At 70.9% G+C, this 20,025-nt stretch carries 15 protein-coding genes and 6 pseudogenes; 11 read left to right on the top strand and 10 right to left on the bottom strand.

What is annotated here, in order from left to right:
- Positions 1-705: 705 nt before the first annotated feature.
- From serB to BJF83_RS20755, 3 genes and pseudogenes are all read right to left on the bottom strand, one after another.
- Positions 706-1,916 (bottom strand): annotated as a pseudogene (serB, locus tag BJF83_RS20765) (phosphoserine phosphatase SerB).
- Between the two features lie 86 nt (positions 1,917-2,002).
- Positions 2,003-2,590 carry a DUF1707 domain-containing protein gene (locus BJF83_RS20760; protein ID WP_075927619.1) on the bottom strand — a complete coding sequence of 196 codons (588 nt, stop codon included), beginning with the start codon at positions 2,588-2,590 and terminating at the stop codon, positions 2,003-2,005.
- A 180-nt stretch (positions 2,591-2,770) separates the two neighbouring features.
- Positions 2,771-3,526 (bottom strand): hypothetical protein, encoded by a 756-nt coding sequence (locus BJF83_RS20755; RefSeq protein WP_075927618.1) that lies wholly within the window; start codon positions 3,524-3,526, stop codon positions 2,771-2,773.
- 56 nt (positions 3,527-3,582) lie between these two features.
- On the opposite strand from BJF83_RS20755, the pseudogene BJF83_RS20750 reads away from it, so the two are divergent.
- The 3 genes and pseudogenes from BJF83_RS20750 (at position 3,583) to BJF83_RS20740 (ending at position 6,461) form a co-directional block, all read left to right on the top strand.
- Positions 3,583-4,367 (top strand): annotated as a pseudogene (locus tag BJF83_RS20750) (ABC transporter ATP-binding protein).
- Positions 4,368-4,632: 265 nt separating this feature from the next.
- On the top strand, positions 4,633-5,556 hold the full coding sequence (locus BJF83_RS20745; protein ID WP_075927622.1) for an SPFH domain-containing protein: 924 nt from the start codon (positions 4,633-4,635) through the stop codon (positions 5,554-5,556).
- A 147-nt stretch (positions 5,557-5,703) separates the two neighbouring features.
- A pseudogene (locus tag BJF83_RS20740) lies at positions 5,704-6,461 on the top strand (sulfite exporter TauE/SafE family protein).
- Positions 6,462-6,468: 7 nt separating this feature from the next.
- Here BJF83_RS20740 and BJF83_RS20735 read toward each other — a convergent pair.
- From BJF83_RS20735 to BJF83_RS20725, 3 genes are all read right to left on the bottom strand, one after another.
- Positions 6,469-7,092, bottom strand: coding sequence for an HD family hydrolase (locus tag BJF83_RS20735; protein WP_075927617.1), 624 nt, complete (start codon positions 7,090-7,092; stop codon positions 6,469-6,471).
- Between the two features lie 202 nt (positions 7,093-7,294).
- A complete protein-coding gene (locus tag BJF83_RS20730; RefSeq protein WP_075927616.1) occupies positions 7,295-8,170 on the bottom strand; it encodes a S9 family peptidase in 876 nt (291 codons plus the stop codon).
- Positions 8,164-8,754 (bottom strand): TetR/AcrR family transcriptional regulator, encoded by a 591-nt coding sequence (locus BJF83_RS20725; protein ID WP_075927621.1) that lies wholly within the window; start codon positions 8,752-8,754, stop codon positions 8,164-8,166. The genes BJF83_RS20730 and BJF83_RS20725 overlap by 7 nt, the downstream gene beginning before the upstream one ends.
- A 501-nt stretch (positions 8,755-9,255) precedes the next feature.
- Here BJF83_RS20725 and add point away from each other — a divergent pair.
- Complete coding sequence (gene add / locus BJF83_RS20720) at positions 9,256-10,305, top strand: adenosine deaminase (protein WP_075927615.1); 1,050 nt, start codon at positions 9,256-9,258, stop codon at positions 10,303-10,305.
- A 49-nt stretch (positions 10,306-10,354) separates the two neighbouring features.
- Here add and BJF83_RS20715 read toward each other — a convergent pair.
- Positions 10,355-11,484 (bottom strand): annotated as a pseudogene (locus BJF83_RS20715) (CapA family protein).
- A 675-nt stretch (positions 11,485-12,159) separates the two neighbouring features.
- Between BJF83_RS20715 and BJF83_RS20710 the strand changes: the two are divergent.
- From BJF83_RS20710 to BJF83_RS20680, 7 genes and pseudogenes are all read left to right on the top strand, one after another.
- Positions 12,160-12,912: a chaplin gene (locus tag BJF83_RS20710; RefSeq protein ID WP_075927614.1), complete on the top strand. Its 753-nt coding sequence runs from the start codon at positions 12,160-12,162 to the stop codon at positions 12,910-12,912.
- A gap of 137 nt (positions 12,913-13,049) precedes the next feature.
- Positions 13,050-13,850 (top strand): SURF1 family protein, encoded by an 801-nt coding sequence (locus tag BJF83_RS20705; RefSeq protein ID WP_187347197.1) that lies wholly within the window; start codon positions 13,050-13,052, stop codon positions 13,848-13,850.
- A pseudogene (locus BJF83_RS20700) lies at positions 13,834-14,663 on the top strand (class I SAM-dependent methyltransferase). Before BJF83_RS20705 ends, BJF83_RS20700 begins: the two are co-directional and overlap by 17 nt.
- Positions 14,664-14,881: 218 nt before the next feature.
- Positions 14,882-15,331 carry a GNAT family N-acetyltransferase gene (locus tag BJF83_RS20695; RefSeq protein WP_075927613.1) on the top strand — a complete coding sequence of 150 codons (450 nt, stop codon included), beginning with the start codon at positions 14,882-14,884 and terminating at the stop codon, positions 15,329-15,331.
- Positions 15,332-15,391: 60 nt separating this feature from the next.
- The gene (locus BJF83_RS20690) at positions 15,392-16,351 is read left to right on the top strand and encodes a hypothetical protein (RefSeq protein WP_083678632.1); all 960 of its coding nucleotides are present in this window, start codon (positions 15,392-15,394) and stop codon (positions 16,349-16,351) included.
- A gap of 157 nt (positions 16,352-16,508) precedes the next feature.
- Complete coding sequence (locus tag BJF83_RS20685; RefSeq protein WP_316042329.1) at positions 16,509-17,285, top strand: VOC family protein; 777 nt, start codon at positions 16,509-16,511, stop codon at positions 17,283-17,285.
- 249 nt (positions 17,286-17,534) lie between these two features.
- Positions 17,535-18,308, top strand: a pseudogene (locus tag BJF83_RS20680) (MFS transporter); the annotation flags it as partial.
- Between the two features lie 268 nt (positions 18,309-18,576).
- Here the strand turns inward: BJF83_RS20680 and BJF83_RS20675 are convergent.
- Genes BJF83_RS20675 through BJF83_RS30665 form a run of 3 tightly spaced genes read right to left on the bottom strand, consistent with a single transcriptional unit; the run spans position 18,577 to position 19,639 of the window.
- Positions 18,577-18,768: a DUF397 domain-containing protein gene (locus BJF83_RS20675; RefSeq protein ID WP_075927612.1), complete on the bottom strand. Its 192-nt coding sequence runs from the start codon at positions 18,766-18,768 to the stop codon at positions 18,577-18,579.
- Between the two features lie 14 nt (positions 18,769-18,782).
- Positions 18,783-19,274 (bottom strand): DUF5753 domain-containing protein, encoded by a 492-nt coding sequence (locus BJF83_RS30670; RefSeq protein ID WP_316042328.1) that lies wholly within the window; start codon positions 19,272-19,274, stop codon positions 18,783-18,785.
- A complete protein-coding gene (locus BJF83_RS30665; protein ID WP_316042327.1) occupies positions 19,271-19,639 on the bottom strand; it encodes a helix-turn-helix transcriptional regulator in 369 nt (122 codons plus the stop codon). The genes BJF83_RS30670 and BJF83_RS30665 overlap by 4 nt, the downstream gene beginning before the upstream one ends.
- Positions 19,640-20,025: the final 386 nt, after the last annotated feature.

Raw genomic sequence — 20,025 nt, 5'->3', positions numbered from 1 at the left:
GTCGTTAAGTTCCTTTGCGCTGATGGTACTGCCCTGTGGTGGGGTGGGAGAGTAGGTCGCTGCCACGGTTTTTTGTTGGGGAGGGGGTCGTCCTTGGGGACGGCCCCCTTTCTTTTTTTGTGTGTTGGGGGTGCCGGGGTGGGCGCCCCCCTTTTTTCGCTCTTGGTGGCGGGCGCGCGCGACCATCGGCCTGAGGGGGGTTGGGTTGACCGGTTCTCGGGTCCACAGGGGGCTGGGTGTGGTGTTCCGCTGCCCCGGTCACCATGGGGGGTGTGGCTCGCCTCGGAGGGCGTGTTCGCGGAGCGAATTCGTCCGGAGGGCGAGGTCCCTCACCTATGGTCACCATCCGCCGTGCACAGATATGCAGAACACGGCCACCACGTGGAAACGTGATTCCGAAGTGATGACACCCCCGACCCCAGGAGCGGGGGGTGGACGGTCCAGCAGACATCGGCCCCAAGCCCCACACAGGTCCGCACGTCCGTCACTGGAAAGGGGGTCTACACCCTCACTGTCCGCCCAGCCAAGGGGGGTGAGCCGGAGACCGTGACCGCTTCGGGTCACCGAACGGGGGTCAAGGGGGGTTCGAGGGTCTCCCTCCCCGCGCGCCCAGCCACACGGGGGTCGGCCGCACACTCTCCCACCCCGTCAGCCACAGGGGGCCAAGGGCTACCGTCCCCACGGGATGTGACGTGCGCTGTCCGATCAGCCGTGCAGGTCGGCTGCTTCGATCTCCTCGCGGGTGATCCCCAGGATGAAGGCGATCGCGTCGAGATAGGGCACGGTCACCGAGGTGTCCGCCTGTTCGCGGACGACCGGCTTGGCGTTGAACGCGACGCCGAGCCCGGCGGTCTGGAGCATGTCCAGGTCATTGGCCCCGTCGCCGATCGCGACCGTCTGGGTCAGCGGCACACCGGCCTCCTCGGCGAACCGTTGGAGCGTCGTGGCCTTCCCCTTACGGTCGATGATCGGGCCCACCAGGTCACCGGTGAGCTTGCCGTCCACCACCTCCAGGGTGTTCGCGGCGGAGTAGTCCAGGTCCAGCAGCTCCACCAGGGAGTCGGTGATCTGGGTGAAGCCGCCGCTGACGATCCCACACTCGTACCCGAGCCGTTTGAGCGTGCGGACCAGGGTCCGGGCACCCGGCGTCAGCTCGATCTCCTCGCGGACGCTGTCGATCGCGGAGGCGTCGAGTCCGCGCAGCAGCGCGACCCGAGCGCGGAGGGACTCCTCGAAGTCCAACTCTCCGCGCATCGCCTGCTCGGTCACCTTGGCGATCTCCTCCTCGCAGCCCGCGTGGGCGGCCAGGAGCTCGATCACCTCGCCCTGGATCAGGGTCGAGTCCACGTCCATGATGATGAGGTGCTTGCCCCGGCGGTGCAGACCACTGGGCTGGACGGCGACGTCCACGCCTGGGTGCTCGCCTCCATCGCCAGTTCGGCGCGGAGCTGGTCGGCGCTGCCCCCGGAGATGTCCATCTCGACGGAGGTCACCGGATAACTGGAGAGCCGCTCGATGCGGTCGATGTTGGCGCCCGCGCGGGCCACGCACGAGGTGATCGCCGCGAGGGCGCCCGGGCGGAGCGGATCGGCCAGGACGGTGACGTGCAACCGGTTGGGGTCGTAGGCGTTGACCCGTCCCCCGCCGTCTCCGTACTCGGTCTCCATGTCGAGGTCGATCGCGGTTTTGTCGAGCGCGCCGCGGACCTCCTCGAAGACGCGGTGCCGAGTGACGCCGGGAGCAACGCGCTCGTCCACCTCCAAGATCGCGCCCAGGACCAGACGGCCGCCGAGGACGACCTGTTCCAGGTCGACGATGGCGACCGGGAAGACGGAGAGGGTGCTGAGCAGACGCGCGCTGATGCCCGGACGGTCTCGCCCGGTCACCGTGACCGACAAGGTGGTTTCATCATTCATGGCGTCATCCACGGTACTCGGCTCCGGTGGGCCCGTGTTCGACAGGTCAGCCTCTCTTCGCAGGTCGTTCACCATGCGGACAGCTGTCAGCGGTGGGCCTTCTTGGCCTTGACCGTGATTCCGCCCAGCATGCAGGTGCCGGTGAGCCGCACGACCGGCGCGTTCGGCTCCGTGACCTGGTCCGTGCCGTGCATGTCGGCGCCGCCCAGGATCGCGGACGTGTCGTTGATCACCCTGACCCCGTGGGGGACGACGATGTCCACGCCGCCCAGGATGACCGCCAGTTGGATGGTCACCTCGTTCCGGCTGAGGACGGCCTCGCGTAGGTCCAGTTCGGCGCCGCCGCACAGCACGGACACGTTGGTCCGCGGTTCGACCAGCCAGCGACCCCTGCGCTCGCATCCCCCGAAGACCGCCACGATGTTCTCCGAGCCCTTGCTCCGCTCGGCCAGGTCCCGCGCCTCGGGGCCGAGGAGGGTGCGCTGGTCGGGTGTGGAGGTCGGAAGGTCAGCGACGATCGGGGCGAGCTCACCGACCGTCTTGGCGCGGTAGAGGTCGTCCAGCCGCTCGTCGAGTTCCGTGGGGCTGAGCCGCCCCTCCGCGAGGGCGTCCCGGAGCCGCTCGGCGACCTTGTCTCTGTCGGAGTCGGAGGCTCGGATGTGGTCGGGCTGCATGGTCTCCTCGTTCCCTTACTCTCCACCTACCCTCCAGTATTGGGGGTGACGGGTGGTGGGAGATCAGGTATCTCCCCTGGAGCTACCCCGAGATCCGGTCAGCGCGTCCCCCGTGGGCCTGCGTAGTGTGCCGCGGACGCATACCCCGTTGCGCGACGGGCTGCATCCACGGCACACGCCCTAGAAACGCGGTGCGATCGCCGCGTGCGCGGCCACCCGGGCGCGGCGCACGGCCATGTCCAGCCGGCGGAGGGCCTCGCGTCGGTTCTGCGCCTGCCGCGCGTCGAGCCCCCGGCCGGAGAGCGGCTCGGCCGATTCGACGATCCTGGCGAGTCGTTCGGCCTGGGCGGCCAGTCGGTGGGCGCGCGGCGGGTAGCCGTGCGCGAGTGGTGGAGCGTCCCGGTTCTCCAGCGATCCCAGGACCCGCGGGCCGAACCCCGCGACGTCGTCCACCCCCTCCAGGGTCCTGGTGACCTCGATCAGGGTGAGCTTCAACCCCTGCTCGGCCTCGGCGAGGTCGGGGACCTGCGGTAGGGCGTCGGTGGCCCGGAAGGGGGTCCACGAAACGCCCACATAGGATGATCCTCGCCGGTCGGGCGTGGGCACGAGGCCGAGTTGTCCGTCGGCGAGCTGTACCAGGACGCCCTCCCGGGCCTGCACAGCGGCCTGGTTGAGCTCCTTCGGACCGACGAGCCCCAGCGGATCACCCCAGGTGGGCAGGGCGAGCCGGAAGACCGACAGCCCCAGGCCGCCGAGGCGGACCAGGGCGGTGCGCAGTGGCACGCCGCTGTCGAAGGGCAGATCGTCGCCGGGTACTGTCCCGATCAGATTGGGGCCGCCGCGTCGCTCCACGGCGTCGACGGCGTCGTCCAGTCCGACGTGTCCGGACAGCCAGGCGTTGCCCCAGGCGACGAGCGGTGCGGACGTGAGATGCATTGCTACAGGGTAGGTCGGCCCGTGCACCGGCGTGGGACGTGACGTGAGGGAGGACGATGGACGGGCGTGTGGTGGGCCTGAACGGGGTGACGGTGCGGCGCGGGGGCGCTGCTCTGTTGGACGGGGTCGACTGGACGGTCCAGGAGGGGGACCGGTGGGTGGTCCTCGGACCCAACGGAGCGGGGAAGACCACGCTGCTCAACCTCGTCTCCAGTCAACTCTTCCCGACGGACGGCTCGGTGGAGATCCTCGGTGAGCGGCTCGGACGTGTCGACGTGTTCGAACTGCGCCCGCTGATCGGCTACACGAGCGCCGCTGTGGCGGCCCGGGTCGAGCCGGGCACCCCGGTCGTCGACCTGGTGGTCAGCGCCGCCTACGGCTACCTGGGGCGGTTCCGCGAGGAGTACGGGACGCCGGACTACGGGCGGGCCCGCGCGCTGCTGGGGCACTGGGGTGTGGGCGACCTGGCCGACCGGCGGTTCGAGACCCTGTCGGAGGGCGAGCGCAAGCGCGTACTGGTCGCCCGCGCGCTCATGGCCGATCCGGAGATGCTGCTCCTGGACGAGCCCGCCGCCGGTCTGGATCTGGGCGGGCGTGAGGACTGGTGCGGCGGCTGGGGGTGCTCGCCCGCGACGAGGCGGCGCCCACGCTCGTCATGGTCTCGCACCACGTGGAGGAGATCCCGGCTGGCTTCACACACGGTCTGTTCCTGCGGGAGGGGCGTGTGGTCGCGGCGGGCCCGCTGGACGAGGTGATGACGGCGGACACGCTGACGGAGACCTTCGACCTGCCGTTGAAGGTGGAGCGGGACGGGGACCGGTGGAACGCCCGAGCGATCTGACAATTTGGGATTGAGTTAAACAGGGCAATCTATCGTCCGTAATTCCTATACCTGTCCGGATGTGGATACCCCTGGTGCATATGGGGTAGCGTCATCAACCGGTGAGCGGATCGCTCCATTTCGGCGCGCTTTATGATCATCGGGTGGGCGGGGCCGCTGATGCGCGGTCCGCGCCCGTTCCCCTGATCCCCTCGGGAAACTCCGGAGCCGCTCTCATGCCGTTGCTGATCGCCGCCACCCGCTTTGAGACGGGGGTTGCCCCATGATGACCACGATCATCATCGTCGCGCTTTTCGTCGCCGTTCTGCTCATCATCTTCTGGCGGAGCGTGCGCATCGTTCCGCACTCGATGGAGGACGTCGTCGAGCGGTTCGGCAAGTTCCACCGGACGCTGAACTCGGGCTTCAACGTCGTGATCCCGGGCGTCGACCACGTGCGCGAACGGATCGACCGCCGGGTGCAGGTGGTCAGCTTCCCACCGCAGTCGGCCATCACCGAGGACAACCTGGCGGTCGAGGTCGACTCGGCGGTGTACATCCGGGTCGTGGACGCCTACCGCGCCACCTACGAGGTCGCCAACTTCATCCAGGCGGTCGAACAGCTCACCCTGGCCACGCTGCGCAACGTCGTCGGCGGGATGAACCTGGAGGCCACGCTCACCTCCCGGGACGCGATCAACCGCGAGCTGAAGACGGTCCTGGACGAGGCCACCTCCGACTGGGGCATCGAGATCAGCCGGATCGAGCTCAAGGGCATCGAGCCGCCGTCCTCCGTTCAGGAGGCGATGGAGATGCAGATGCGCGCCGACCGTGAGAAGCGGGCCCAACTGCTGAGCGCCGAGGGAGAGAAGCAGGCCGCGGTGCTGCGCGCCGAGGGCGAGCGCTCCTCGGCCGTGCTGCGGGCCCAGGGCGCGGCCGAGGCGCAGATGCTCACCGCCAAGGCCGACGCCGACGCCCAGACGCTCCGGGCGCGCGGTGAGGCCGACGCCATCCACATCGTGTTCAAGTCCCTGCACGCCAGCAAGGTCGACAAGGACGTGCTGGCCTACCACTACATCCAGAAGCTCCCGGAGATCGCCCAGGGCGACGCCAACAAGGTGTGGGTCGTCCCCTCCGAGATGGGCCGCGCCCTCCAGGGGGTCGGCGACGCCTTCGAACGGTTGCGCGACGAGGTCGTCCGCATTCCCTGATCACCGGGACGCCCCGCGTGAGCACGGTCCGGCACGACACGGCGGGGCGCACCGGCCCCGGCCCCGTGGTCCGATGACCGGTTCTCGTAGTCTGTGGGGAATCTACCCCGGCGGACGGGGGATCGGTACGGACCTGGAGCGTCGGGGATGGAACTGTGGGAGGCGGCCGCCGTCCTCCTGGCCGGAGTCGCGGCCGGGGGGATCAACGTCATCGCGGGGTCGGGAACCCTGTTCACCTTCCCCGTCCTCCTGGCGCTCGGCTTCCCCCCGATCACCGCGACCGTCTCCAACACCATCGGCCTGGCTCCAGGGTCGATCAGCGGGACCATCGGCTACCGGCGTGAACTGAGGGGCCAACGCGCCCGGATGCTGCGCCTGGGCGCCATGGCCTCGTGGGTTCCATCACCGGCGCACTCCTGCTCGTCTACCTGCCGCCCGGGGTGTTCGAGACGGTCGTACCGTTCCTGATCGGTGCGGCGTGTGTGCTCATCCTCTTCCAGCCCCGGATCGCCGCGTGGGCGCGGTCGCGCAGGCCCGCGTCCGAGAACGGCGGTCCGCTGCTTCCGCTGGGCTGCTACGCGACCGGCGCCTACGGAGGCTACTTCGCCGCGGCGCAGGGAATCATCCTGCTCAGTCTTCTGGGCACGGCGCTGGACGACGACCTCCAGCGGATCAACGCCCTGAAGAACGTGCTCACGACCATCGCCAACAGCACGGCGGCGGTGTTCTACATCGTCCTGGCCTCGCCCGCGTGGACGGCGGTGGCGCTCATCGCGGTCGGCACGATCGTCGGCGGCCACCTGGGCGCGCGCTACGGGCGCAGACTCAGCCCGGCGGCGCTGCGGTTGTGCGTGGTCGCCGTGGGCCTGACCGCCGCGGTCCAGTTGGTCATGGGCAGAATCTGACCCGGCCTCAGCCCCTGAAGTACCCGCGCCGTTCGGCGTCCTCCACCAGCGCGGTGGCGTAGGCCCCGAGCGCCTCGGAGCCCTCCGCGATCAGCTTGATCGCGTCCATGACCCGGGCGCGGCTGACACCGAAGCGCAGCCAGGCGCCGCCCTCGTTGTGCCAGTTGGCCAGCATGGGCGCCAGACGGTCGACTGCCCGGGCGAAACGGGCCTCGGGGGTGGCGCGCGCCTCGAACTCGTCCCACAGCGCCCGGGCCCTCTCGGCCTGGTCCTCGGGCAGCAGCGGGAAGATGCGGCCGGCCGCCGCGCGCTCGCGCTCGGCTTGGGTCTCGGTGCTGACACGGTCGAAGAGGAAGGTGTCGCCGGCGTCGATCTCGACGATGTCGTGCAGTACGAGCATCTCGGTGACCCGGTCGATGTCGGTGCCCTCGGGGGCGTACTCGGCGAACGTGCGCGCGGCCAGGGCCAGGTGCCAGGAGTGTTCGGCCGAGTTCTCCCGGCGGGAGCCGTCGACCAGCAGGTTCTGTCGCAGGACGCGCTTGAGCTTGTCGACCTCCAGGAGGAAGCGCAGCTGCGCGTTCAACCGCTCGTTGTCGACCCCGCTGGCAAAGACCGGTGCCGGTTCCGTCACGTGGTTCGCCCTCCTGATGGATGAGTCGAAACGGTCAGGTGGACCGCTGGAGCGGTCGCCACTGGATGATCCCATGGAACGCGCACCAGCTGTCGCGGTGGCGTCCTCTGAACGGCCGCGGAGGGAGGTCGGGGGGTGCACGCGGTGAACGGAGGGTGTCGCGACCGGGCGGAGGGGGCCCGGGGCCTCGGAGGAAGGGGGCTCAGCCCTGAGGCGACGGTTCGACCTGCGTGGAAGCGGCCAGGTGCCGGTGCAGCCACTCGGTGAGCGCGCGGTCGGTGAGGACGCCCGCCGGAGTCAGCGGTCCGGGCGCGAGACCGGGCTCGGGGCCGATCGTGTGCGCCAGATCGGGGATGACGATGTGACGCAGGGCATGTTCGGGCACGTGGGGCTGGAGCGCGTCGTGCAGGGCCTGGCCGTCGTCGGGCGTGACCACCTCGTCCTGACCGCCGCTGATGACGAGCACGGGGGTCCGGGCGCGCGCGATCTCCTCCGCGCGGGCGGTGAAGTCCAGCCACTCGCGGGTCTGCCGTGAGCGTTCGTCCCACGCGTAGGGCTCACCGGTACGGCGCTCCCGGGCCGCGATCACCAAGGCCGGGTCGGCGACGGGGTTGATGACGGCGGCGGCGCCGACCGGGAGGCGGTTCTCGGCGAGGGTGAGCAGAACGGCGGCCGCCCCGGCCCCGAAGCCCACCAGGCCCACGGGGTCGTCGGTGACCGCGAGGGCGGCGCGCAGCGCGCCGACGACGCGGCGCAACTCGGCGGCGGACTCCTCGACCACCGGGCCGAAGAGTTCGATGAGGTAGTCGCGCTCGCCGCGCCGTTTGACCTCCGGGACGCCGCCCTTGGGCAGGCGGGCGCCGAACAGGGGCAGGCCCAGGTAGACGCGCCAGGCGGGGAGCGGGGCCATGGGGATGGCCCCGGCCAGGGCGGCCTCCCCGCGTGGCGGATCGAAGGCGTGCAGTGCGAGGACCAGGGGCGCCGGCGCGTCGCTCACCGCGGGCGGCAGGGCCAGGTAGGGGACACCGGCCGCCGTGCCGGTGACGGGCCGGGTGAGGGTGGTGGCGTCGGCTACCACGGATGATCGCCTCCGTTGCGCTCGGAGAAGTCGGTCAGGTAGCTGCTGACCAGGCGCTTGGCCTCGTGGATCAGGGCCGGGTCGCCTTCCGGCTCGTCGCGGAACGCGAGCTTGAGCACCGAGTCGGCCGCCTCGACGGCGACGTGGACCGCGCGGTCGAGGTCGTCGGTGTCGGCGATGCCGGTGACGGACACGATGATCTCGCGCAGGCGGACCGAGATGACGCGGTTGTTGTCGGTGCCGCCGTTGAGGAGTCTGCGGTCGACGATGTCGCCGAAGTGCAGGCTTCGGAATCCCGGGATCGTCCGGTGCATGTCGATGTACTCGTCGATGACGGTGTCGACGGCCACGGTCCAGTGCGAGAACGAGGCGTCGGCCAGGCGTTCGGTGACGCGTGCGCCGAACTGGTCGAGGAACCGCAGGCCGAGGGCCTGGGTGATGGCCTTCTTGTCCGGGAAGAACTGGTAGACCGACCCGATGGCGACGCCGGCGCGCTCGGCGATGCGCGTCGTGGACAGGTTGTCGTAGCCGATCTCGTCGAGGAGTTCCGCGCAGCAGTCGAGCATGCGCTGCACTCTGAGCATGCTGCGCTGCTGTGCGGGGAGCCTACGGAGCGGGGCCTGGGCGAAGGCGAGGTCCTCGGAGGCGAGGTTGACCGGCCCACGGCCCTCGCGCGACACGTGGGACCCGTTCGCGCCGCCAGGGGACCGTCGCGGCCGCTGGGACGTTGAGCTTCGGGGATTTGTCGTCACACTGCCTATGATGCCTTTCCGGATTCACCTGGTTCCGCGGAAATTCCAGTTTCGTTCCGGAGATCGTCGCGGAGGTAACCGACGACTCCGTGGTGCGGGTGTTCTTCGAGGTCGTCACCGCGGTTCCGACGAACGTGACCGACGACCACGGCGCCGGTTCGACGGGTGTTCGTCGTCGCCGTCCGCGCGGGCCGACGCTACCCGCTGGGCGTGACACTTTCCCGTGCGGGCGTACCGGGGCGGTCCGTGCGCCGCCGAGTTCCTCTGACACGGCCGCGTGAACTCGGGCCGGGGGGCTGGGTGCGGCGCGTCCGCGCGCGTAGTCTCGCGCCCATGGACACCAACCCGACTCCGGCGGCCGTCGACGCGCTCATCGAGGATCTGCCCAAGGTGGAACTGCATGTCCACCTGGAGGGCTCGATGCCCGCGGACACCCTGTTCGCGCTGGCTCGCAAGCACGGCCTGACCCAGCTGCCCGACACCCTGGAGGCGCTCCAGGAGTGGTACGCCTTCACGGACTTCCCGCACTTCGTCGAGGTGTACCTGGAGTCGGTGGGCGCCCTGCGCGACGAGGAGGACTTCGCGCTCCTGGCCTCCGTCGTCGCCCGGAGGCTGGTCGCGCACAACGTACGCTACGCGGAGCTGCACGTCAGCCTGTACGGGCACCTGATGCGCGGAGTCCCGGCACGGGTGGTCTTCGACGGGATCGAGCACGCCCGGGTGGCCGCCGAGCGCGAGCACGGGATCCAGTTGCGGTGGGTTCCGGACTTCCCGGCCGACTTCGGGCTGGAGAGCGCGCAGGAGACGGTCGAGGCGGTGCTGAGGGACGGCCCGCACAGCGTGGTCGGGTTCGGTGTCGGCGGTGTGGAGACCCCGCTGGAGCAGTACGCCGGCGTCTTCGGCCGGGCGCGCGCGGCCGGACTGGCGAGTCTGCCGCACGCCGGGGAGCACGGTGGCCCGGAACGGGTGCGCGAGGCGCTGGACGCGTTGCGCGCGGAGCGGGTCGGCCACGGTATCGACTCGATGCGGGACCCCGAACTGGTCGCTCGGCTGGTCGACGAGCAGGTGCCGGTGGACGTCAGCCCGACCTCCAACGTGTGCACGCGCGCGGTCGGGGAGATCGGGGACCACCCGCTGCCGAGCATGCTGGACGCCGGGCTGCTGGTCACGCTCAACACCGACGACCCGACCATGTTCGGCACCGACCTGACCCGCGAGTACCGCGCCGTGTACGACCTGGGGCTGTTCCCGGCCGACCTGGTGCGGCTGGCCGCGAACGGTGTGCGGGCGTCCTATCTGGGCGCGGCGCGCCGCCACGCGCTTCTGGAGGAGATCGGCGCCGTCGCCGAACGTCACGGTGTCGCCGCGCCCGGACTCCAGTGAAGTGTGCCGCGGACGCGTTCCCCGGCGGGCGGCGTCCGCGGCCCCTGCTCTAGGCGGGAGAGTCGGTCAGGGGCAGGGCGCAGGTGCCGCGCATCCGTTCCCATGTGGTCCGCGCCTGGTCGGCGGCCGCATCCTCGTAGGGCACGGGGACGCCGCCCTCGATGCGGGCGGGCGCCCAGTCGGACTCGGTGACGCGGCCGTCGTCGAGGGTGAGGGTGAGCACGCCGCTCTCCGCGGTGGGTCCGTCGAAATTGTAGAAGACGAAGTTGCCCAGCCCGTAGTGCACGTAGGAGTCGCCGACGAAGCCGCCGGGGGACAGCACGTGCGCGTGACCGCCCACGACGGCGGTGGCTCCGGCGGCGATGAGGTCGTCGGCCAGCGCGGGTGCGTGCCCGATCGGGCAGTGCGACCCCTCCAGGCCCCAGTGCAGGAAGACGACGACGTTGTCGGCCTCGGCGGCGGCCTCGGTGACGGCGGTCAGCATCCGCTCGCGGGCCTCTCCCTTGACGGAGGCGAGACCGGGCTTGCCCTCGCCGGCGGTCCAGGCCTCCATGAGGTGGTCGTCGAGGACGTCGGTGGCGCCGAACAGGGCGACCGTCTGACCGCCGACCTCGGCGATGTGCGGGGTGTAGGCCTCGTCGGCGTCGTTCCCGGCCCCGACCAGGGCGACGGGCGAGGCCTCGCCGGCCGTGAGGGTGTCGGTCAGCCCGACCTCCCCGTAGTCCATCCCGTGGTTGTTGGCCACGGACGCCACGTCCACGCCGGCCGCGTCCAGGGCTCCAGGGCGGTGGAGGGGGCGCGGAAGACGTACTCCTTGTTCGGTGCGGGGTCCCCGCCGTCGGTGACGGCCGTCTCCAGGTTGACCATGGCCAGGTCGGCGGCGGAGAGTCGGTCGGCGATCGGGCCCATGGCGGTCGACGCGTCGTCGAGTCGGGATTCGAGGAAGCCCTCGAACATCACGTCGCCGCCGAAGGCGATGGTGAAGGGTTCTGGCTCCGGCGGCGCGCTCGGCGAGGAGGTCGAGTCCTGGAGGGCCGCGGTGGTCTCGGCGCCTCCGCCCCTGTCCGTGGGGGAGTCGGTGTCTCCGGGAGAACAGGCGGGAACGAGGAGCGCGCCGACGAGTACTGCGGCGCCGCCACGGAGCGGGGTCCGGGGGAACCGGGGGGCGCGGATGGGCATGGGAGTCTCCAGGGAAGGGGTCGGTGCGGGGGACCGTGAGGCGCGCCTGGCGTCTCATATGTCGGTTCTGCCGAAGAGGCCACCTCGTGCTTCGCGTCGTCGGGCGGTGACCGGCCGGGCTGGCGTCTGCATTGTTTCTGTCTTACCTCATAAATCGGATATTTGCCATGGGTGTGGAGAGTTCGGGCGTTCGGCATGCGACTCCGGGTGTCTCTGGAAGTCGAACCAACGAAGTGGATTAGTGGACGGCGTGTGAGCGGATCGGAATTTCTTTTCCGGATTTCATTACACTAGGTCTCTATCCATGTGCGTTGTGTTATCAATCATAAGGCCTTGACCAGCGCTGATTTCAATCTGTTGTGAAACGCACACGTAAAGTGTCGAAACTTCGGCGTGCTATTTCTGGAAAACGCCTGCGCGTCACCGAGGGCTTGCTAACGTTTCGGTCCGTCGCCGGTTCTCGCCAGGGTCGATCCCTAAGAGCCGCGACCTTCGCACGCACGCGGGCCGCCCCGCACAAATCACCGTCGACCGGTGTCGGGCCCGCCTGCGTCGCGGAAGTGGAACCGCTCCTCTGGGAAGCGAGACCGCGCACCCCCGGTTCCCTCCGCGACGCCCACGCGTCATGACTGGCGCGATCGCCTGGCTGTCTCCGTGAAAGGTCAAAGCAGCACGATGCGCAACACACTCCGCTACCCCTTCGCCACCGTCCTCACCGCCGGACTCGTGGTCGCCCCTCTGACCGCCGCCCTCGCCGACTCGTCCACGGACGGTTCCGGTGGGGTGGCCAGCGGGAACCAGATCATCGTCCCTGTCGACGCGGCCGTGGACGCCTGCGGCAACGCGGTCGCGGTCGGCGGCCTCTCCCAGGCCGACTGCGTCGAGGTGGTCGAGGCCCTTGAGGAGGAGTCCGCGTCCGAGGGCGGGGCGTCCACGGACGGTTCCGGTGGGGTGGCCAGCGGGAACCAGATCATCGTCCCCGTCGACGCCGCGATCGACATCTGCGGCAACGCCGTGTCCGTGCTCGGCATCGCCGAGGGCGCGTGCATGGAGCAGATCTCCGACGGCGGCTATGGCGACGACGGCGATGGGGGCGACGACGGGGACGACGGCGGTGATGGCAATGGCGACGGCGACGGTGGTGACGGCGGTGAGGGTGGCGACGACGGGAACGGCGATGACGACGGTGGGGATGGCGGCGGTGACGACGGCCGGGACGACGAAGGCGACACCGACAGCGGCTCACAGAGCGACGGCTCCTCCTCCACCGGTGGCGACCCCCGGCCCCAGGCGGACGAGCAGCTCGCGGTGACCGGCACCGCCCTGGGCGGCCTCGTCGCGGCCGGTGTGGCCGCGATCGGCGCCGGTTTCGCCGGACTGTACTTCGCGCGCAAGCGCCGTGCGGCCGGCGCCGCGGACGAGGTCTAGGGCCGGAGCCGCACGCGCGAACCGACCCGTGGGGCGGGGCTCTCCGGTGTTCCGGGCCCCGCCCCACGCGTGTCCGCAAGCCGTGCCGGGGCGGGGGCGGTGCGGGGTGACCGGGCGCGTCTCATAACCTCGAAGACGTGCTCAGAGTCCTGTTCTCCCCACGCATGCTGGCCTTCCACGCGCTGGTCATGCTGATCGTGCCCAGCTTCGTGTGGCTGGGCTTTTGGCAGCTGGACCGCTGGGAGCAGCGCAGCGCCGCGGTCGAACTCCAACAGGGCAACCTGGCCGCCGACCCGGTGCCCGTCGCCGAACTCACCGAGGTCGGCGGGACCGTGGGCCGCGAGGACCGGTGGCGCACGGTCGAGGCCACCGGCGTCTGGGACTCCGAACACGAACTCCTGCTGCGCAACCGGGACGGCGAACGCGGCGTCGGTTTCCACGTGCTCACGCCCCTGGTGACCGGGGAAGGGCCCGCCGTTCTGGTCAACCGGGGCTGGATCGCCCCGGGGGAGACCGCGCGGGACACACCCGAGGTTCCGCCCGCGCCCGAGGGCGGGGTCGAGATCACCGGACGCCTCCAGTTCTCCGAGAGCGAGGAGAACACCGGGCTGCGTGAGCGCGACGGCCTGCCCGAGGGCCAGATCATGATCGTGGACGTCGAGTCCCTCGCCGAGGACCTGCCGTACCCGGTGTACGGCGGATACGTCGAGCTGATCCGGCAGGATCCCGCACCCGACCCCGCCCCCGAGCGCGTGGCCGTGCACGAGCTCGACTCGGGGATGAGCCTGTCCTACGCGGTGCAGTGGTGGGTGTTCACGCTCATCGCGATCGGCGGATGGGTGTTCCTGGTCCGGCGCGAGCTCAGGGACGCCAGCGCGGCGGAGTCGGGCGCGGCCCCGGCGGGGACACCGGAGGAGGAGCATGCGGGACGAGGCTGACTACCCGGATCCGGGCCGCGTCGAGCGCCGCGCCGCCGACCCGGTGGAGAGCGCTCGGGCGGGTCGTCTGTGGTGGGACGCCGCAGCCGACGCCTACCAGGCCGACCACGGGGCCTTCCTGGGCGACGCCGACTTCGTGTGGTGTCCCGAGGGGCTGACCGAGGCCGGCGCCGACCTGCTCGACCTGGCGCGCACACGCGACGGGCGGTTCCTGGAGGTCGGGTGCGGCGCGGCCCAGTGCGCCCGGTGGCTGCGTTCCCAGGGGGTGCGTGAGGTGGTCGCCGTGGACGTCGCCCTGCGCCAACTCCAGCACGCGCGGCGGATCGACGGGGAGGGCGGAATCACGGTGCCCACGGCCCAGGCGGACGCCCAGCGGCTGCCGTTCGCCGACAACTGCTTCGACGTGGTCTTCTCGGCCTTCGGGGCGTTCCCGTTCGTGCCCGCCGCCGTGGACGCGCTGGCCGAGGCCGGGCGGGTGCTGCGCCCGGGCGGGCGCTGGTGTTCTCGGTGACCCACCCCGTGCGGTGGTGCTTCCCGGACGATCCGACCGAGCACGGGTTCACCGTCCGCCAGTCCTACTTCGACCGCCGCGCCTACGTGGAGGAGGACGACCGGGGACGAGCGGTCTACGTCGAGCACCACCTGACGTTGGGCGACTGGATTCGCGGGATCGTCGGGGCCGGGCTGGTCCTGAGGGACGTGGTGGAGCCAGAGTGGCCCGAGGGACACGAGCGTGTGTGGGGCGGCTGGGGGCCGGTCCGCGGCCGGATGATCCCGGGGACGGCGATCTTCAGCGCCGTCAAGCCGGGCTGACCGGCGGGCCGAGGTGCTCGGGCGGTCCGGCGCGACCAGCCAGAAGCCGTCGTCGGCGACGCGGGCGGCGTGCGTCCGGCGGCGGCCACCAGCACGACCGGGGCGCCGCGCACCGCCAGCCGTTCCGGGAGGCGTTCGGCCGTCCCTGCCCCGGGCGTCGTTGGCTCGGGAGCCGATACCATCGCCCCAATCCCCCGAGGCGACAGGAGACCCGTCCCTTGCCCGATGTCAGCATCCGTACCGCCCGCCCCTCCGACCACCTGCGGATCATCGGGGTGTGCGACGCGTGGTGGGGGCGGCCGATCGCGGATGTGCTCCCGCGACTGTTCCTCGACCACTTCCACACCAGCAGCCTCACGGCTGAGGTCGGGGAGGAGCTGGCGGGCTTCCTCGTCGGGTTCGCTTCGCCGTCGCGGCCGGAGGAGGCCTACGTGCACTTCGTCGGGGTGGCGCCGGAGCACCGCCGATCGGGACTGGCGAGTCGCCTGTACACGCGGCTCACCAAGGTTGCCCGGGTCGACGGGCGCAGCGTGGTTCGGGCGGTGACCTCGCCGGTCAACGCGCGGTCGATCGCCTTTCACCGGGCGCTCGGCTTCACGGTGACGGGGCCGCACACCGACCACGACGGTCCGGGGGAGGACCGGATGGTCCTCGAACTCCGACTCTGAGCCGCTGGGCGCGGGTAGGAAACCCCCGTGACCGACGGTGCCGATCGCTCGGGGTGTCCGGTGCGCGTCCCTCCCCTCCTGCGAACCGCGCTCGGCTGGCACCGCCCACTCATGGCGGCCGCGGTGCTGGCGGGACTGGTGCTCGCGGTGGCCCTGGTGGGGATCGCGGTCGACGACCGCGTCGTGGTGGGCGAACCCGTGTGGAGCAAGCCAGCGAGGTTCGCCCTGTCGATCGCCGTGTACACGGTGACGCTCGCCTGGCTCCTGTCCTGGACCCGCCGGTTCGGACACCGGCTCGGCGCGGTGATCGCGGTGCTCGTCACCGTCGAACTGGCGGCGGTCGTGGTCCAGGCCGTGCGGGGCGTGCGGAGTCACTTCAACGTGGCGACCGCGGTCGACGCCGTGGTCTTCAACGCCATGGGGGCCGTCATCCTGACGGTGTGGGCGCTCAACGTCGTCATGGCCGCCGTGCTGGTGCGCGGACCGGTGGGTGACCGCGTCATGGCGCGCGCCGTCCGATGGGGGATGGCGGTCACGCTGGCGGGCATGCCGGTGGCGCTGTTGATGTCCCGGGCCACGCCGGAGCAGGCGGCCGCGCTGGCGGAGGGCGGGTCGGACGTCATCGGCGCGCACACCGTGGGCGCCCCCGACGGCGGACCGGGGTTGCCGCTGGTCGGGTGGAGCACGGTGGCGGGGGATCTGCGGGTTTCGCACTTCCTCGGGATCCACGGGATCCACGTGATGATCCTGGTGGCGCTGGTCGTGGGGTCGGTGGCGCGGTACCGGGCCGAGCCGCCTTCGGAGGCCGCCCGGGTCCGGCTGGTGGGGGTGGCGGGGGCCGTCTACGCGGGGACGTTCGGGCTGACCGTCTGGCAGGCGCTGCGGGGCCAGTCCGTCGTGGCCCCGGACGCGTGGACGCTGGCGGTCGCCGGCGCGCTGCTGTTCTGCGCCGTCGCGGGCTCGTGGTGGGCGTTCGCGCCGCCGAGGAAAACCCGACGCCGCCGGGGCGGCGTCGGGTGAGGCGCCTCTCCGGGGGGCGGTTCACGCACGGAACCGGGGCCGCTCGGCCGCCACGTGAGTTGTGCGAGTCTTTGCCGCGTCACGACCCGCTCGCAGCGCCGGCGCGGGAGAAACTCGGAGGCGGTGCTTGTCGTGGACACACGGAGAAGGGGAACCCATGATCACCACCCACTTCGTCTCCGGCTCCCCGTGTTGGATCGAGCTGGGGTCGCCGGACGTGGCCGCCTCCGTCGTCTTCTACCGCAGGGTGTTCGGCTGGAGCGCCAGCGAGCCCGCGCCGGACACGGGCGGGTACCGGATGTTCCAGCTGGACGAGACCCCGGTGGCCGGTCTCGGGCCGCTCATGGACGACGGGCAGCGGCCGGCGTGGAGTGTCTACTTCGCCGCCCCCGACGTCGACGCGACGGCCCGCACCGTGGAGAGTCTCGGCGGGACCGTGCACGCGGGACCGACGGACGTGATGTCGTTCGGCCGGATGGTGTTCTGCGCCGACCCCCAGGGCGGCGACTTCGGGCTCTGGCAGGCGTACGACTTCCCGGGCATGGGGGTCACCGACCAGGACGGCACCCTGTGCTGGGTGGAGCTGTGGACGCCGGACGGCGCCGCGGCGCTGTCCTTCTACGGCAAGCTGTTCGGCTGGCGCTTCCAGGACTTCTCCCTCGCGGACGGCCTGAGCCGTACCGGATCATCGCCCCGTCGGGCGACGCCGAGAACCGGGAGTTCGGCGGGGTCATGGGGGTGGACGCGACCGCGCTGGAGGCGACCGGCGGCAACGCCGACTGGCACCCGGTGTTCGCCGTGGCCGACTGCGACGCGGCGGCCGCCGGGGTCAGGTCGGCGGGCGGCCAGGTGCTCATGGGGCCCGAGGACACGCCGGGGGTGGGTCGGCTCGCCCTGTGCGTCGACCCGTTCCAGACCGGGTTCGTCCTGCTGACGCCCTCACCCGGGTGACGTGCCGGGGCCGCGGTCGGGCGGGGCGTCGTACCTGTTCGTCGCCGGTGCGTCCCTCGCCGTCGTGCTGGTGACCGCCTACGTCGAACGGACTCCGCGCACCATCGAATCGGCCTGCGGCACAGCGGCTCCGCGGCCGCGTGGATCGTCGTCCGGGCGCGCATAATGGCGGCATGAGATCCCCGCCCCCGGATCGGCCTCCCCGCCTGGCGCCCGCGCCGTTCGGTTCCGGATGACCACCCAAGGGCGGCGTCCGCCCGGTCGCCCCGGCGGGGTCCCGCCGGCGGACGGCGCCGGGGGCTCCCGCGCGCTCCTGCGCAACCGCGACTTCCAGGCGCTCTGGACCAGCCGGTTCTGCGCCGGACTGGGCAAGGAGAGCGGAGAGGTCGCCTACCCCCTCCTGGTCCTGGTCCTCGTCGGATCGGCCGCGCAGGCCGGTGCGATCGGGGCCGCGCAGGCGGCCACGGCGATGGTCGCGTCCGTCGCCGGCGGGGCCCTCGCCGACCGGGCCAACCGGCGCGCGGTCCTCCTCATCTGCGACCTGGGCCGACTGGTCCTCCTCGCACTGTTCACGGCGTTGCTGCTCACCGGGCACGCGTCGGTGCTCCGCGTCCTGTGCGTCGCCGTGTGCTCCGCGGCGCTGGCGGGGATCGCCAACCCCGTGGCCATGGCGGCGGTCAAGCAGTTGGTCCCGGCCGCCCAGCTGGCGGACGCCGCCGCGCAGAACCAGGTTCGCCTCTTCGGAACGACCGCGTTGGGCGCACCGTTCGCGGGTTCGCTGTTCCACCTGGGCAGGGCGTTCCCGTTCGCCGTCGAGGCGCTGACCTACCTGGCCGCGTCCGCCCTGCTGATGTCCGTGCGCCGCCCGATGCAGGCCGACCGGGACGACGGCGGGAGGTGGACCCTGCGCGGCGCGGTCAGCGGCTTCGCGGTGCTGGCCCGCCACCCCATCCTGCGGCCGATGATGGCGTGGATCCTGGGATTCAACTTTCCTATTCCGAAAACACTACGTGCGTGACTTCTCGTTTCCCGGACAGGGGTGTAGCTGGGGCGTAGCTCGGATCATGGTCGCCTTCCGCAGTCGAGAAGGCGGCCTGAGGGGAAGGGGGTCACCTTGTCGCGGGTGGCCCCTGACTCCCTATCGCGTGTCGGCGACGTCGTAGGGGGCTGTCGTCTGGTCGCACTGCCGTCCGGCCGGTAGACTCGGCGCGGGATGCTTTCAGGTAAAGCACGACAGGGCCCCGGCACTCGCCGGGGCCCTGCTCGTTGTCTGCCTATGCTCGGGCAGCGACCCGGAGGAGTGCGGTCCACTCGGCAGCCGGGACCTTCAGGTGCCCCAGACCGGGGTTCTGGGAGTCGCGCACGGCCGCGCCGGTCGGCAGGTCGGCGACTTCGACGCAGTTCTGCGTGGTCGCGCCGCTGTAGCTGCTCTTGCGGAACTTCATGGGGTGGGATGTCTCAGGCATCGGAGCGCCTTACTTCATAGGGATGCGAGTCGGTCGCGGATGAGCTGACGTGAGTCGGCGACGGACAGGGCCTCCGCCTGCACGTAGTCATACACGTGCTGGTAGCGGGTGATCTCCTCGGGCTTCTCCAAGTAGATCTCTTCGGACATGGCTTCAAGGTAGACGACCGGGGGATCCGGCGGCGGGAACTCCATGATCACGAAGTTCCCGTTCATCGCAGCGTGTGGGCCTCGCGCGATCGGGAGGACCTGGATACCGACGTTCGGCCGGGATCCCATCTCCAGCAGGTGGTCCAGTTGCCCAGACAGCTCCGGCGTGATCCGCATCAGCGCCAGCTCGTCGAGCACCGCCCAGAAGGTCACGGGCGCGCTCTTGGTGAAGACGTTCTTCCTGAACATGCGCGCGTCCACGCGGGTGGTCAGCTCATCCTCGTCGGCCACCAGGCCGTTGCCGCTGATGACCGCGCGGGCGTACTCGGGTGTCTGGAGCAGGCCGGGGATCGTCATCGACTCGTAGGTGCGGATGGAGGAGGCTTCGGACTCCAGCCCGACGAACTGACCCGAGCCGAGAGCGTCGCCGAAGCTTGCCCACCACCCTGTTGGTTCGCCTCGCGAGCCAGGGTGACGTAGTCCGCGCGCGTCTGCTCGTCGGTGATGCCGTAGATGTCGAGCAGGGTGAGCACGTCGGCGGTCTGCACGCGCTTCCACTCGGCACCCTCCAGCCTGGTCAACTTCGACGCCGACCAGCCGCGTGGCTTGCCCGAGAGATCCTTGGCCTTCTTGGCGACCTTGCTGGCAGTCCAGCCGTGCCCCTCGCGCAGCTCACGCAGGAGTCGGGAGAGGCGACGCCGTCGCAGAGTCGGGCTGGCCACGTCTCGGCTCCTCCTCGGATTGCGCACCTGGGCATCCGATCCTACGACTGGCCGCTGGGATTCAGACATTTCACGCACTACCCATCCTTCGACGGTGATCACATGTGGGATTCTTACACCACTCTCCAGATGGGTATTGCAAATTCAGATGCAGAGAGCCACCATGGAGGCACCTGAAAGCGCCGGACCTCCCATCCGGCACCTGATCCCTGGAGGTACGCCTTGCGCTACCTGTGCTTGACCGCGTCGCTGGCGTGGCTGGTTGCCCGCGCGACCGCTCACGCCGCCCGTCGCCGGGCGGCTCGCGTCCGCCGGTACGCCGAGGAGTCCGGCGAGCCCGGACCCGCCACCCTCACCCCGGTCCGGCTGCACCGGCCGGTGTCCGG

The sequence above is a fragment of the Nocardiopsis sp. CNR-923 genome (assembly GCF_001942255.1).
GTDB lineage: Bacteria > Actinomycetota > Actinomycetes > Streptosporangiales > Streptosporangiaceae > Nocardiopsis.
Note: the sequence above shows the minus strand (reverse complement) of the source record. Positions and strands in the feature narration are given on the sequence as shown.